The sequence below is a fragment of the Mesorhizobium sp. M1E.F.Ca.ET.063.01.1.1 genome (assembly GCF_003998155.1).
GTDB lineage: Bacteria > Pseudomonadota > Alphaproteobacteria > Rhizobiales > Rhizobiaceae > Mesorhizobium.
Map to the genome: position 1 here is coordinate 1 of NZ_RZSC01000083.1, position 14,535 is coordinate 14,535.

Annotated in this window: 14 protein-coding genes; 6 read left to right on the forward strand and 8 right to left on the reverse strand. The window is 63.4% G+C overall.

From position 1 onward, the window contains the following. A partial coding sequence (locus tag EOA29_RS09545; RefSeq protein ID WP_145969649.1) for a LysR family transcriptional regulator occupies positions 1–681 on the reverse strand: 681 nt, incomplete at its 3' end. A gap of 105 nt (positions 682–786) precedes the next feature. Here EOA29_RS09545 and EOA29_RS09550 point away from each other — a divergent pair. The 3 genes from EOA29_RS09550 (at position 787) to EOA29_RS09560 (ending at position 2,724) form a co-directional block, all read left to right on the forward strand. Continuing rightward, complete coding sequence (locus tag EOA29_RS09550; protein WP_189350490.1) at positions 787–1,521, forward strand: SDR family oxidoreductase; 735 nt, start codon at positions 787–789, stop codon at positions 1,519–1,521. Between the two features lie 63 nt (positions 1,522–1,584). Then, entirely contained in the window at positions 1,585–2,481 is an 897-nt protein-coding gene (locus EOA29_RS09555; RefSeq protein WP_126091515.1) for an SDR family oxidoreductase, read from the forward strand. Between the two features lie 24 nt (positions 2,482–2,505). After that, positions 2,506–2,724 (forward strand): 4-oxalocrotonate tautomerase family protein, encoded by a 219-nt coding sequence (locus tag EOA29_RS09560; RefSeq protein ID WP_126091514.1) that lies wholly within the window; start codon positions 2,506–2,508, stop codon positions 2,722–2,724. A 231-nt stretch (positions 2,725–2,955) separates the two neighbouring features. Here EOA29_RS09560 and EOA29_RS09565 read toward each other — a convergent pair whose 3' ends face one another. From EOA29_RS09565 to EOA29_RS09575, 3 genes are read right to left on the reverse strand one after another with little or no spacing between them, the layout of a single operon-like run. Then, positions 2,956–4,116 (reverse strand): ABC transporter permease, encoded by a 1,161-nt coding sequence (locus EOA29_RS09565; RefSeq protein ID WP_245464852.1) that lies wholly within the window; start codon positions 4,114–4,116, stop codon positions 2,956–2,958. 55 nt (positions 4,117–4,171) lie between these two features. Beyond that, complete coding sequence (locus EOA29_RS09570; RefSeq protein WP_245464851.1) at positions 4,172–4,915, reverse strand: ABC transporter ATP-binding protein; 744 nt, start codon at positions 4,913–4,915, stop codon at positions 4,172–4,174. Between the two features lie 11 nt (positions 4,916–4,926). Beyond that, the gene (locus EOA29_RS09575) at positions 4,927–6,396 is read right to left on the reverse strand and encodes an efflux RND transporter periplasmic adaptor subunit (protein ID WP_126091512.1); all 1,470 of its coding nucleotides are present in this window, start codon (positions 6,394–6,396) and stop codon (positions 4,927–4,929) included. A 1,090-nt stretch (positions 6,397–7,486) separates the two neighbouring features. Here EOA29_RS09575 and EOA29_RS09580 point away from each other — a divergent pair. After that, entirely contained in the window at positions 7,487–9,820 is a 2,334-nt protein-coding gene (locus EOA29_RS09580; protein ID WP_126091511.1) for a response regulator, read from the forward strand. A 101-nt stretch (positions 9,821–9,921) separates the two neighbouring features. Here EOA29_RS09580 and EOA29_RS09585 read toward each other — a convergent pair whose 3' ends face one another. The 3 genes from EOA29_RS09585 to EOA29_RS09595 all read right to left on the reverse strand — a co-directional run bounded on the left by EOA29_RS09585 (position 9,922) and on the right by EOA29_RS09595 (position 12,491). Then, positions 9,922–10,776 (reverse strand): lytic transglycosylase domain-containing protein, encoded by an 855-nt coding sequence (locus EOA29_RS09585; RefSeq protein ID WP_126091510.1) that lies wholly within the window; start codon positions 10,774–10,776, stop codon positions 9,922–9,924. 4 nt (positions 10,777–10,780) lie between these two features. Further along, positions 10,781–12,031, reverse strand: a complete 1,251-nt coding sequence (gene ispG / locus EOA29_RS09590) for a flavodoxin-dependent (E)-4-hydroxy-3-methylbut-2-enyl-diphosphate synthase (RefSeq protein WP_126091509.1) — start codon at positions 12,029–12,031, stop codon at positions 10,781–10,783. Positions 12,032–12,311: 280 nt separating this feature from the next. After that, entirely contained in the window at positions 12,312–12,491 is a 180-nt protein-coding gene (locus tag EOA29_RS09595; protein ID WP_126091508.1) for a YdcH family protein, read from the reverse strand. Between the two features lie 238 nt (positions 12,492–12,729). On the opposite strand from EOA29_RS09595, the gene EOA29_RS09600 reads away from it, so the two are divergent. Further along, positions 12,730–12,933, forward strand: coding sequence for a DUF465 domain-containing protein (locus EOA29_RS09600; RefSeq protein WP_126091507.1), 204 nt, complete (start codon positions 12,730–12,732; stop codon positions 12,931–12,933). 24 nt (positions 12,934–12,957) lie between these two features. Here EOA29_RS09600 and EOA29_RS09605 read toward each other — a convergent pair whose 3' ends face one another. After that, a complete protein-coding gene (locus EOA29_RS09605; RefSeq protein WP_126091506.1) occupies positions 12,958–13,758 on the reverse strand; it encodes an IclR family transcriptional regulator in 801 nt (266 codons plus the stop codon). A 128-nt stretch (positions 13,759–13,886) separates the two neighbouring features. On the opposite strand from EOA29_RS09605, the gene EOA29_RS09610 reads away from it, so the two are divergent. Beyond that, on the forward strand, positions 13,887–14,535 hold a 649-nt coding region (locus EOA29_RS09610; RefSeq protein WP_127220820.1), incomplete at its 3' end, for a transporter substrate-binding domain-containing protein.

Below are 14,535 nucleotides of genomic sequence, written 5' to 3' on the forward strand. Positions count from 1 at the left end.
GGCGGCGGTGCCCGAATTGTTGACCCTTACCCGCCCCGGCAGCGTTGCCCGATGCACCTTTGTGCCGACGGTGAACTCCAGCGGCAGCACTTCGCCGGTGCGCGAGGAGACGAAACCGATGGCCTGGTGGCCGTCCAGCGCATCAGGCGACGCCGGCACGCCGTGCCTCTCCAGATAGCCAGGGCTGGCGCAGGTGATTTCGCTGATCGTCGCCAACCGTCGCATGATCATGCCGCTGTCCTGCGGTTCACCGGCGCGGATGACGCAGTCGACGCCTTCGCGCACCAGGTCGACCAGCCGGTCGCCCTGGCCTATATGCAGATCGATCTCGGGATAGCGTTCGAGGAAGACGGGCAACCCCGGCAGCAGGAATCGCTGCGTGAGCAGCGGATGCGCGTCGATGCGCAACAGGCCCCGCGGTTCGGCGCTGCGGAACCCGGCTTCGGCATCCTCCACCTCTCCAAGGATAAAAAGGCAGCGCTCGTAATAGGCCTGCCCGTCGAGCGTCGTGGCGACATGGCGGGTCGTCCTGTCCAGCAGACGCGTGCCCAGATGATCCTCCAGCTGCTTGATCGCCTCGGTGGCGGTCGAGCGCGGCAAGCCGAGATCGGCGGCCGCCGCGGTGAAATTGCGCCGCTCCACCACGCGAACGAACAGCCGCATCCTGTCGAGTCGATCCATGTTAGATTGTTCGCCCCATCCGAATACTGCTGTCAATAGCGGGCCGATTATCCGGCAGAGGGTACAGTCTATATCCGTTCCACAACAAACGAACGGAGATCGATCATGCAGAAGACAAGAGCCGCGATCGTGACAGGCGCGTCGAGAGGCATTGGCGCGGCGATCGCCAAGCGACTCGCCCAAGAGGGCATTGCCGTCATCGTAAACTATGCGCGCGGAAAGGACGCCGCCGACGAAGTCGTTTCGGCGATCGAGGCTGCCGGCGGTACCGCTCTCGCGGTGCAGGCCGATATTGGTGAACCGACCGGTATGACCGCTTTGTTCGATGCGGCCGAAAAGGCATTCGGCGGCACCGACATCCTCGTCAACAACGCTGGCATGATGAGGCTGTCGTCAATCGCGGAGACCGGAGATGGTGAGTTCGAACGCCAGCTTGCGATCAATCTCGGCGGATCATTCCGCGGTATGCGCGAAGGCGCGCGGCGGCTGAACGACGGCGGACGCATCATCAACTTTTCCTCGAGCGTGGTGGGCTTCTACCAGCCGAACTATGGCGTCTATGCCGCAACCAAGGCCGGCGTCGAAGCCATGACGCACATCCTGGCCAAGGAACTTGGCCCGCGCCGTATCACTGTCAATGCCGTCGCCCCCGGCCCGGTCGGTACCGACCTCTTCACCGACGGCAAGAGCGCCGCGCAGATCGAGGCAATCACCAAACTCATTCCGCTCGGCAGACTTGGCCAGCCGGACGACATCGCCAGGCTCGTCGCCTTCCTTGCCGGTTCCGACAGCCAATGGGTCAACGGCCAGGTCATCCGCGCCAATGGCGGCGCGATCTAAGGGCAATCGGCAAGACTTCGCAGCGGTTTCGCGTCCGGAACTGCGTAAAAAAGAAGGTACACGATCATGCAGCAGACAATTCTCATCACAGGCGCGTCCAGCGGCTTCGGCGCAATGACAGCGGAGGCGCTCGCCAGAGCCGGCCACCGGGTCTACGCCTCGATGCGGGATCCGCAAGCGCGCGGAGGCGCGGCGGCCGCCGCAATCGAAAGGCTGGTGCGTGAGGAAAAGCTCGCGCTCAGCGCCATCCAACTCGACGTGCTCTCCGAACCGTCGATCGATGTGGCCGTCAAAACCATCCTCGCCGAAGCCGGCCGGATCGACGTCGTCATCCACAATGCCGGGCATATGGTTTTCGGACCGACCGAAGCCTTCACGCCCGAGCAATTGGCTGCGCTCTATGACGTCAATGTGCTGGGCACCCAGCGCGTCAACCGTGCGGTCCTGCCGCATATGCGCTCGCTCGGCCAAGCTCTGATGATATGGGTCGGATCGAGCAGCACCCGCGGCGGCACGCCGCCCTTCCTTGCACCATACTTTGCCGCCAAGGCGGGCATGGATGCGCTGGCGCAGAGCTACGCGCTGGAACTCGCCCGTTTCGGCATCGAGACGACCATCGTGGTGCCGGGCGCCTTCACAAAGGGCACGGAACATTTCGCCCATTCCGGCAAACCGGACGACACCGAACGCGCCGCCGCCTATTGGTCGGGACCGTATGCCGGCGCGGACGACAAGGCGCTCAAGGGCCTTGCCGGCTTGGAACCCGCCGATGCCGATCCCTCAAAGGTCGCGCAGGCCATCGTCGATCTCGTGGAGATGCCGCATGGCCGCCGGCCGTTCCGTGTCCATATCGATCCGTCCGATGACGGCGCGACCATCGTCAACGGCGTCGCCGATCGCGTCCGGACGCAGCTTCTGGAGCGCATCGGCCTCGCCGACCTTCTCCATCCAGCGCTGTGAAATCCAACCCGAAGGAACCTGGAAATGCCATTTGCCAACTTCAAGATGCCCGAAGCCGCCCTCACAATAGCGCAGAAGGAAGACCTCGTCCACAAGACCACGCAGATGTTTGTCGAATATTTCGGCGAGGATGTGCGTCCCTACACCATGGTGCTGATCGAAGAAATTCCCGATGGAGGCTATGGCCGCGCCGACGAAGTCTTCATTCTTCCCGATGCCTACCGGGCCAAGGATATTGCTTGATTTGAACCGGGCGAGCCGCTTGCCGAGCGGCTCGTTTCAAGTTGATCCATCGGCGGCGCTCTTTTCCGCCGATGGCGAGGCGGCGATGCGCGTCGCGACACGCAATAGCTGAAGCGCGAGCGATTAACGCCCTTTCGGCTTTGTCAGCCATGCTCCAGGAGCGACTGCTCGCCGCCAGGTCTCGAATAACTGCGGTAGCTTCGATGCTCCGACCGCGGCCGACCCGGAAGGTCACTCAGCGCGCAAGGCGTCGATAGGCTGAAGCCGTGCCGCCTTGCGGGCGGGATAATAGCCGAAGAAAACACCCACGCAGGCGGCGAAACTGACGGCCAGCAGCACCGCGCTGATGTCGATGACCACCGGCCATCGGGCAAAGGCGCCGATGCCGGTTGCGGCGGCGATGCCGACAAGCGCGCCTAGCATTCCACCCAGCGAGGCGAGCGTCATTGCCTCGACGACAAACTGGACAAGGATGTCGCGTCGACGCGCACCGACCGCCAGCCGGAGCCCGATCTCGCGGGTGCGCTCCGTCACCGTCACCAGCATGATGTTCATAATGCCGATGCCGCCCACCACGAGCGAGACCGAGGCGACGGCGGAAAGCAGCAGCGACACGACTCGCGTAGTCGAACCCTCGAGATCGGCGGCTTCCGCAAGGTTGCTGATCATGAAGCTGTCTTCCTGACCTGCCCGCAACCGGTGACGTTGCCACAGGAGATCGCGGATGGCTGCCATCGCATCATCGGCCGATAACCAGTCGGCGAACTTGACGGTGATATTGTGCACGAGGGCGGGATTGGCCCGGCTCGTGCCGACAAATTGGCGTCGTGCCGTTCTCAGCGGTACCAGCGCCACATCGTCTTGGTCCTCACCCCAAACGCTTTGCCCCTTCCGCTCCAGCAGGCCTATGACCGTGAACGGCACGCCACGAATGCGGATAGCAGAGCCGACAGGATCGGTCTCGCCAAACAGCTTCTCGCGCATCGTCGTGCCGAGGAGCACCACGTTGGCGGCGCGTCGGTCGTCGTCCGAGGTCATCTCCCGACCCGCGATCACGCGCCATTCCCGCGCCGTAAAATAGCCGGGCGTCACGCCGCGAAGCACGCCTTGCCAGTTCAGCGATCCGACGGTGAGCTGCTCGCGGGCATGCAGTAGTGGTGCCGCCACGACCACACCGGGGATCTCCGATTGGATCGCTAGCGCGTCGTCTTCGCTCAGCTGCGGCGCGGCGCCGCTGCCCAAACGCACGCTGCCCATGCGCACACTGCCTGGCGTCACCACGATAAGGTTCGCGCCGAGGCTGCGGATCTGGGCCGCGATTCGGTCGCGAGCGCCGATCCCCACCGCGATCATCACGACGACGGCGGCAACACCGATGACGATGCCCAGCATGGTGAGCGTGCTGCGCAGATGGTGAGCGCGAAGCGACCGCAGAGCTGTTCTGACGCTACCGGGCATTGCTGCGAACCAGCGACAGATGGCAGGTGTCGCCCGAATTCAAGCCGCTCCGCGTCTCGGAATCCTCAGGCACCACGCGGCCATCTCGGAAGGTCACGATGCGATCGGCATTGGCGGCAACCTCTGTCTCGTGCGTAACCACAACGACCGTCAGGCTTTCACCATTCAGATCGCGGAAGATACTCATGATCTCCTGCCCGGTCTGGCTGTCGAGCGCACCGGTCGGCTCGTCGGCAAGCAGAACCAAGGGCCCGGTGACCAGAGCGCGGGCAATGGCGACGCGCTGCTGCTGACCGCCCGACAGCTCGGCCGGCTTGTGACTCGCCCGGTTCGCCAGACCGAACTTTTCGAGCATCGCAAGCGCGCGCCGGCGGCGCTCGCCCGGCCACATACGACGATAGAGGAGCGGCAGCTCGACATTTTCCAGGGCGCTGGCACGTGGCAGCAGATTGAATGACTGAAACACGAAGCCGACGCTGCGGTTGCGGATAGCCGCGAGCGCATCGTGATGAAGGCGGCCGACATCGATCCCATCCAGCCGGTATCTGCCTTTGGTCGGCCGGTCGAGGCAGCCCAGGATGTTCATGAAGGTGGATTTGCCCGAACCCGACGGTCCCTTCACGGCGACGAATTCACCCTGCTGGATTGTCAGGCTCACGCCGTCGAGCGCTCTGATCCATGAGCCGCCGATGCGGTAGCTGCGGTGTACGTCCTCGACTTCGATCAGGGCCACGGCGAGCTCTCTCACTGAAAGCGGAACCTGATCAGCACGGAAGACGCCTCGTCCTCCGGGCCGGGTGCGGCGGGCCCAACGATCACCGGCTGCGTCTCGGTGAGATCGCCAGCCACAACCTCCGTCGTTCGGCCGTCAGTGATCCCGAGACGAAGCGGTACCGGCCTTGGTTCATCATGCGGTCCCAACACGAACACCTGGCCGGCCGATCCAGGCTCTATGCCGCGGTCCGCTGCGAGCTTGGATGAAGGGATAACTGCGAGGCGACGCCCGTCCGGCCTGGTATCCTTCGGGCGGAAACGCAGGGCGGCATTGGGCACTTTGAGAACATGTTCCCGTCTTGCCACCACCACTTCGAGATTGGCGGTCATCCCCGGCAGCAGAAGCTCTTCCGGGTTTTCGGCAGCCACCACAACGACATAGGCGACGACATTCTGCACGATTTGCGGCGCCTTGCGGATCTGCTTCACCGAGCCGCCGAAAACGCGATCGGGATAGGCATCAACAGTGAAAGTGACTGGCTGTCCTACGGCAAAACGACTGATATCGGCTTCGACCACCGTTGCTTCGACCTGCATCTGCGTCAGGTCTTTGGCTATGGTGAACAGGATCGGCGTCTGCAAGCCCGCCGCCAGTGTCTGACCGCCGCTCACCGCACGATTGACCACTGTGCCGGTGACCGGCGCTCGGATATACGTCCGCTCAAGATCGATCCGGGCCTGCCGAAGCATGGCTTCCCTCTGCTTGACCTGGGCCAGCATGTTGGCAAGCTCCGCATCAGCCATGCTGACGCTTGATTGGGCGGCGCGGACGGCGGCCAGTTGCGACAACTCCTCCGCGCCGATGGATGTGGCCTGTGCTTCAGCCGATTCGTGCGCGTTCTGGGTGCGCTCCCATTCGCCTGCCGTAATGACATTGCGCTGTGCCAACGGTCGCTTGCGTTCCATGTCCTGGAGCGCCTCGGCAAGCCCTATTTGCGCACGCCTGTTCTGACCCACCGCCGCTTCATGCTTGGCTTCAGCGGTCTCCAGTTCGGCCCGGACTCGTTCGATCTGCGCCTGCTGCACCAAGACCTGCGTCTGCGCCATCTCCAGTTCGGCTTCGGCCTGGGCCACCCGGGCCTCATACATTTCCGGTTCGACACGCGCGATGACCTGGCCCAAGGTCACCTTGGAATTGAAATCGGCGTAAAGCTCCTTGATCCGGCCGGAAAGCTGAGACCCGACTTCCACGACCACCAGTGCATTGAGCGTACCGGCGGCTTGCACGGTCGTAACGATGTCGCCCCGCTCCACAACTTCGGTTTGGTATGCCGGCCTCTTCAGCGCTTCGGAGTGCGTAGGCTTCACCTGCATCAGCAGCTGCCGGAAAGCTGATGAAATCTGCTCGGCCCCCGACGTCAGCGACGGTGCGAGCGAAGCCTCCGGCATCGTTGCCGCGCCGACGATCACCGCCGCAAACAGGACACTGCGCATCATCATGTGCGACCTAATCCATATCGCCGGGAGGGCGGGGCTCTCCCGGCTGTTCGCCCTGGCTCGTGAGCGGGCGGGACTTCAACTACCCATAGCTTCGCGTCAGGCAATGACCACGCCGCATCAAATGCAGATACCCGAGGCGAGACATTCCGGCCATTACTTGCAATGCCCCGGATTGCCGGTGCAGCTCGTCTCGGTCTTGTTGCCCAAATTGCCTTGGCCGCTTGAAGTATCCGTCGTCGCCGTGCCGAACGCGTTGCCGTTCACGTCCTTTGTCGTCGTGTTGCAGACGCAATCGGGCGTCGACCCTGTCTTCGTGCAGGAAGCCACCCCGGCATCGCCGCATAGGTCTGTGCACTGTGTGGCCGAGACGCCGGGGCACAGATTCTGCGCTCCCGCGTTGCCTGTGCCAAGCATGAGCGCGCCGCCCAGGGAAACGGCGGTTGCAACCGCCAAAAACAACTGTCTACACATGTGTTACTCCCTTGTTGGCCAGAGTCACCATCTCCCTCATCGCAGGTCACCTCTGGCAGTGACCTGCAGACAAAAGAAAAGCGATACACTCCGGTCTTGACCGGAGCGGTCTGTCTTCAAGGCATGTTCGGGGAGGAGGCACTAACGGCGGCAGCTAGACCGCCGCGCCTCCTGACACTCTTCTGGATGCGGACATTTTACCCATGCGCAAACGCGGCGCCGATCCGACAACTGGATCGCGGCGCGCAGCAACGCACCCTCCAGTTCTTTAAGTTGGTGTGTCAATCAACCGGTAACAAGACGGATTATATTAGCACTTAATTAACTAATTGCAAAGCGCGTTTCATATACGTCAGGTAGCTGCTTGTGGGGTGCACTACGTGGCCAAGCACCCGCTGGTTACAGATCTGGTCACATCGGGCTTGAAGCACCTATCCTGATGCGACAGTCATCGAGGAACTCGGTCCTTCCCGGAGGCGTGATTGGCAAGGCCGTTCTGGAACAACTACGACCGTTGGTGTCGTCGCCGGCGATGTCTGGCCGCGCACCAACGAAATCTTAATGTAAATCAAGCGTAATCCCGACCGTTAAAATTGTGCGTATGGGTTTGGGGTTGCGCATGCCGGAGTACTCCTCCTTCATCCGGTCGATCCGGATTCGCTATATTTCGGGATTGCTCGTCTTCGCGCTGGCTTCGGCCGCCGTCATGTTCGCGCTCAACCGCGTGAATTCATACCGTCACGAGGTCGACGCGCTGAGCGGCAACTTCGTCATCTTCTCCCGCGACCTGCGCAACGCCACCAATTTCGCCGAGACGACCGGAACGGCCTGGCGGGCCGAGACGCGCGAGGCGCTGACCACCGCCGCGCGCGGCCATTCCGAACGGCTGACGGGCGAGATCGAGATCCTGAACGCGCAGCTTGCGGCGATCAGGCCGCGCCTGTCGAACAACACCCTCAACGCGCTGGAATCCGCTTCGGTGAACGGCGATCTGTTCTGGTCGGCGCGCGACATGGTACGCAACTTCAACCTGATGTCGGTGGCCCAGAAAGTCGACGAATGGAGCTATCGCGAGATCCGCAACCAGAACGATCTTTTCGCCCAGCCGATGCTGGTGCGCGTGCGCACCGCGCTCGACGACGAGCGGCACCTCGCCGACGCTTCCAGCGACCGGCTGCTCTTGTGGGCGAGCGGCCTGCTGATCGCCGTGATCGCCATCGCGGCGATTCTGATCTTCCGGCCGATGGAGAACGCGATCCGCCGCGCCTTCGCCGAAACCGCCGCATCGCTGTTCAAGGCGGAAGCGGCCGACCGCGCCAAGTCGGAATTCCTGGCCAATATGAGCCATGAGATCCGCACGCCGATGAACGGCGTGCTCGGCATGGCCGAGCTTCTCGCCAAGACCGAGCTGACGCCACGCCAGAAGACCTTCACCGACGTGATCGTCAAATCCGGCAACGCGCTGCTCACCATCATCAACGACATCCTCGATTTCTCGAAGATCAATGCCGGCCAGTTGACGCTCGACCCCGCGCCCTTCCGCCTGGCCGAGGCGGTCGAGGACGTGGCCACCCTGGTTTCGGCCCGGGTTGCCGAAAAGAACCTCGAGCTCATCGTGCGCGTCGATCCGCGCTTGCCGGCCTTCGTCGTCGGGGACGCCGGGCGCTTCCGCCAGATCGTCACCAACCTGCTCGGCAACGCGGTGAAGTTCACCGAGAAGGGGCATGTGCTGATCGATGTCGGCGGCGATGTTGTCGACGGCGTGGTCCAGCTCAAGGTCCGCGTCGAGGACACCGGCATCGGCATTCCCGCCGAGAAGCTGCAGAGCGTGTTCGAGAAATTCGCCCAGGTCGACGGCTCGTCGACCCGCCGTCACGAAGGCACCGGCCTCGGCCTCGCCATCTCCGCCCGCCTCGTCGACCTGATGGGTGGCAAGATCGGCGTCGAAAGCGAGATCGGCCGCGGCTCGGTCTTCTGGTTCGCGGTGCCGCTGCCGGCGCACAGCCAGGCAGCGCGTGACGAGATCGTGCCGGTCGACGTCACTGGCGCCCGCGTGCTGGTCATCGACGACAATCCCGTCAATCGCGAGATTCTGCTGGAGCAGTTAAGAAGCTGGAGCTTCGATTGCGCCGCGGCCGAGAGCGGCGCCGTCGGCCTTGCCTTCCTCGACCGCGCCTGCCAGCTCGGCGCATCGGTCGACTGCATCATCCTCGATTACCAGATGCCCGGCATGAACGGCGCCGACGTCGCCAGGTCGATCGCCGCCGACAGCCGCCTTTCCTCCATTCCTGTCGTGCTGCTCACCTCGGTCGACCAGGTCGATTTCGGCAGGATGGTGATCGATTTCGGCATCGTCGCGCATCTCACCAAGCCGGCGCGTTCGGCGGTGCTGCTCGGCACGGTCATTTCCGCCATTCAGAAGGCGCGCACGCAGGGCGCCAAGGCGCATTTCGTGCGCGAGCCGGTCGTGGCCCAGCCGGCCGCGCCGGCCTTCACCGTCATCCGCGGCCCGGTCGTTCCTGTCCCGGCCGCGCCGGAATCGACCGCCGCGCCGAGCGGCCCGATCGACATCCTGATCGCCGAGGACAATGACGTGAACCAGTTGGTCTTCGGCCAGATCCTCAGCGGCCTCGGCTTGAGTTACCGCATCGCCGGCAATGGACGCACCGCGGTCGAAATGTATCGTTCGCTGCGGCCGCGGCTGGTGCTGATGGACGTCTCCATGCCGGAGATGAACGGCTACGAGGCGACGCGCGCCATCCGCGCGATCGAGGAGCAGAACGGCAGCCACACGCCGATCATCGGCGTCACCGCGCATGCGCTGAAGGGCGACCGCGAGAAATGCGTCGAAGCCGGCATGGACGACTATCTGCCGAAGCCGGTTTCCCCCGACCGCCTCGGCGCCAAGATCGGCACCTGGCTGAGCGAAACCGTGGCGGCGAAGACGGCTTGAGCATCCATTGACTAAAGACGGGTCTCTACAAAGACTGCCGAGTTCCCGCCAACCCCCCCTCTGTCCCGCCAGCATCTCCAATTTCGTTGCGATGCGTAAAGCTACCGATTGCGCATAACCACGCACGCCCCGCCGACGCTGTGCAGCTTGTTGCAGATACCGTTGGCCTCGGCGCGCGAGTCGGCGCCGATTCTGACCGCATAGATGCCGCGCCGGCCGATCGGCGTTCGCACGCGACTCACCACCGGATCGTGGCTGGCGAGCAAGGCCGGGAACCGGCCGCGCACCCTCAACCACTGGCCGATCGCCGCGGAGCGGCGGAAATTGCCCGCCACCTGGACGCCCCACGGCTTGACGTTGATCGAGGCCATGGCGACTGTCTGCGACATGATCACCGGCAGCCGGCGGCAGGCGACTGCGAAGCTGGTCTTCGGATCGAGCGGCTGGATGGTCCCGGCGTAAGCGGTGTCGGAGAACTTGTCGACCGGTTCGCCCATGACGTCGAAGACGTAGCTTTCGGTCTCCATCGGCAGGAAGCCGCCGGAATCCAGCCAGCGCGACACGCGGTTCTCGCCGGCATTGTAGGCAGCGGCGGCGAGGCCGAGATTGCCGTAACCCACCTTCATCTCGGCGAGATATTTCGCTGAAGCCGGGATGGCCTGCTCGATGTCGAAGGGATCGGCAAGCCCGCGCAGCTTGGCCGTGCCCGGCATGAACTGGGCGATGCCTTCCGCGCCGACCGGGCTCACCGCATTGGGGTCGAAACGACTCTCCTTCCAGATCAGTCGGGCGAAGAAATCCTTGGGCAGGGCGTTTTGTTCGGCCTGCGTCTCGATCAGGTCGCAGACACGGCCGATCAGCCGTTTGGCGGCCGATTGCGGCGGATCGGCCAATGCTTCGCCGGTCCAGCACAACCCCAAAACCAGGAAAAGCGTCGCCTTCCATAAACGACGCATGGGCTCATTCCGCAGCGGCTTTGCCGTGTCCGTACCGCTGCTCGATATAGTCGGCGACCATCTTCTCGAAATCCTGCGCGATCGAGGGGCCGCGCAGCGTCGCCGCCTTCTTGCCGTCGATGAACACCGGCGCCGTCGGCGTCTCGCCGGTGCCGGGCAAAGATATGCCGATATCGGCATGCTTGGACTCACCGGGGCCGTTGACGATGCAGCCCATCACCGCGACCTTGAGGTTCTCGACACCGGGATATTTCTCGCGCCATACCGGCATGTTCTTGCGGATGTCGGCCTGGATGCTCTGGGCCAGTTCCTGGAACACCGTGGACGTCGTGCGGCCGCAGCCCGGGCAGGCCGCGACGATCGGCACGAACTGCCGGAACCCCATGGTCTGCAAGAGTTCCTGCGAGACCTGCACCTCGCGGGTGCGGTCGCCATTCGGCTCCGGTGTCAGCGAGATGCGGATCGTGTCGCCAATGCCTTGCTGCAGGAGGATGCCCATCGCCGCGGATGAGGCCACGATGCCCTTGGTGCCCATGCCGGCCTCGGTCAGGCCAAGATGCAGCGCATGGTTGGAGCGCGTCGCAAGTTCGGTATAGACGGCGATCAGGTCCTGCACGCCGCTCACCTTGGCCGACAGGATGATCTTGTCGCGCCCAAGCCCGATCTCTTCGGCCAGCTCGGCCGACAGGATCGCCGACTGCACGATCGCCTCGCGGGTGACCTCCTGCGCGGTGAGCGGCGAGCCCTGGGCCTGGTTGTCGTCCATCAGCCGGGTCAACAGATCCTGGTCGAGCGAGCCCCAGTTGACGCCGATGCGTACCGGCTTGTCGTATCTGATCGCCATTTCGACGATCGCCGCGAACTGCCGGTCCTTCTTCTCCTTGAAGCCGACATTGCCGGGATTGATGCGGTATTTCGCCAGCGCCTCGGCGCAGGCCGGGTGGTCGGCGAGCAGCTTGTGGCCGATATAGTGGAAATCGCCGACCAGCGGCACATTGACGCCGAGCCTCAACAGCCTTTCCTGGATGCGCGGCACGGCCGCGGCGCTCTCGTCGCGATCGACGGTGATGCGCACGATCTCCGAGCCGGCGCGATTGAGCGCCGCGACCTGCGCGACGGTCTGGTCGACATCGGCCGTGTCGGTGTTGGTCATCGACTGCACGACGACCGGCGCGCCGCCGCCGACCATCACGTCGCCGACCGAAACACCAATCGATGTCCGGCGCGGGAAAGGAGAAGAAAAATATCCGGTCATGCCGGCCGCCTTTTGCTTGGAGCAGGGATGCTCAAGGGTCCGGGCATGAGGTGGAGGAGCAAAGATGGCTTGTCAATGGCAAGCGGCAGGCAGCCGGTCAAATCGGCTGCCTGACTGATTGCCGAAACCACAAGTCCCTACTCCGGCGGCGAAGGTGTCCAAGCTGCGCCGCCGCTGCCGAAACTGGTCAAAATCCGGAGTAAGACCCAGACGCCGGTGGCATGACAGCCACCGGGTGGATGATTGCGCCGCAATGGCGGCTATGTTGCCTAGAGGAGCTTCAGTGTGCCGTCGGTTTCGCCTTCAGCTTTTCAATCTCGTCCTTGATTGCCAACTTGCGCCGCTTGAGATTGGCGATCTCGAGGTCGTCTACCGAAGGATGCATCATCGCATCGGTGATTTCGCGCTCGATGTCGCCGTGCTTCCGCTGCAGCTCATCAAGATGGGATGCAAGAGACATGATTGGTTCTCCCTTTCATGGTTTCCTCGATTGCAGCCGTCGCAGCCACGTTCCACCGCAGGTCGCTACTGTGACGGCACGGTGACACTTTGCCACCAACCAATCTCGATGTCGAATGCCGCGTGGTAGCATTCCACGACAATGTGAAATGTGATATGGGCTGCCCGCCGGTCACAAACCCCACCGGCCCCGCCCAGACAGGCCCATCCTTGGGCGACGCATACGCAGACGGTAGATAATGTCCGAACAGGAACAGGCTGAGATACGCCTAGAATATTCCCGGCTCAAACAGGAACACGCCGATTTCGACGCCGCCATCAACGCGATGATCGCCATGGGCTGCGACCCGCTCCAGGTCCAGCGCATGAAGAAGAAGAAGCTCCTTCTGAAGGACCGGCTGATGGCGCTGGAAGACCGCATCATCCCCGACATCATCGCCTGACCGGAGCTTTCCTTCGCTCGAAGGCTACGAGATCGAGAGCCGTGCCGCGCGCTCGCGCAGCAGCGCGACCAGTTCGCCTGTCCGCTCCTCTGACGTATCGATCGGGACCACCAGGCACATCGTCGCCTCGATCTTGCCGGGCGACGAGAAGACCGGCGCCGCGAGGCATTTGGTGTAGGCGTCGACAAGGCCTGACGTCACGCAATAGCCGGTGACGCGGGCTTTTCCGATATCATCGACAAAATCATCGAGCTCGATCTTGCGGCCGTCCGGCAGCACGAGATCCTCTTCCGAGATCATCGCCTCGATACGGTTCCGTTCGAGGCCGGCGAGCAGCAGCCGGCCGGAAGCGGTCCAGGGAAGCGGTATCTGCAGCCCGGTGGCCGAGCTGATGCGGAACGGCCGGGTACCGGGGCTCGAATGGACGATCGTGTAGCGGCCGCTCTGCAGCATGCAGAGCTCCGAGGTCTCCCCCGTCTCGCGCGACAGCGTGTCGACCTCCTGCCGCCCGCGCCTGAGCAGATCGTTGCCGCGCATATAGGCCATTCCATAGAGGTAGAGCTTCTTGCCGAAATAGACGCGATTGCCGTCGCCGGCCATCTCCAGCAGCCCGGCATCGACCAGCTCGCGCACCAGCGTATAGGTCGTCGAACGCGGCGCGTTGAGCCCTTTCGCCAGCTCGCCGATACCGATCGCGCGCTGGTTGGCGTGCAGGAACTCCAGAATGTGAAGCACCCGGTTCAGGCCCTTCTCGCGTGAATTGGCAGGCTTCTCTTCATCCACGCCGGCGGCCTGCCATTCGCTCTGCGTCTTGCCATCTTGCATTGTCGATTCCTAATGCTAGTATCTGTCTTGTACAGGATACATGCGTCTCTTGTAAGAGACAATACCTATCGATCACCGGCGCATGCATCGCTGCTTCATTGGGGAACACACCATCAAAGGAGGTCGCCGTGAACGACACATCCGGCAGACGTGATTTTCTGAAATTGGGAATGGCGGGACTTGCCGCCGCCGGCGCGCTCACCGCGGTCAGCGCCGAAAAGGCAGCCGCGCAAGCCGCATCCGACAGCGTGCTGCGCACCGCGCTCGACCGCGGCAAGCTGATCGTCGGCACCGGCAGCACCAATGCGCCCTGGCATTTCGAGAATGATGCCGGCGAGCTGGTCGGCATGGACATCACCATGGGGCGCATCCTCGCCAAGGGCCTCTTCGACGATCCGACCAAGGTCGAGTTCGTCATGCAGGATCCGGCGCAGCGCATCCCGAACGTGACCACCAACAAGGTCGACATCACCATCCAGTTCATGACCATGAGCGCGCAGCGCTCGCAGCTCATCAACTTCTCCAGGCCTTACTATGTCGAGGGCGTCGCGCTGCTGACGCTGCCTTCGTCCGAGAACAAGACCTTCGACAAGCTGCTGGCCGGAGGCTCAGCCACCCGCGTCTCGATCCTGCAGAATGTCGATGCCGAGACCTCGGTGCATTACGCCTTGCCGCAGGCGCAGGTGATGCAGATCGACACCCAGGCCAACGTGCTGCAGGCGCTGGAATCCAAGCGCGTCGACGCCGCGGCGGTCGACCTCTCCACCGTGCGCTGGC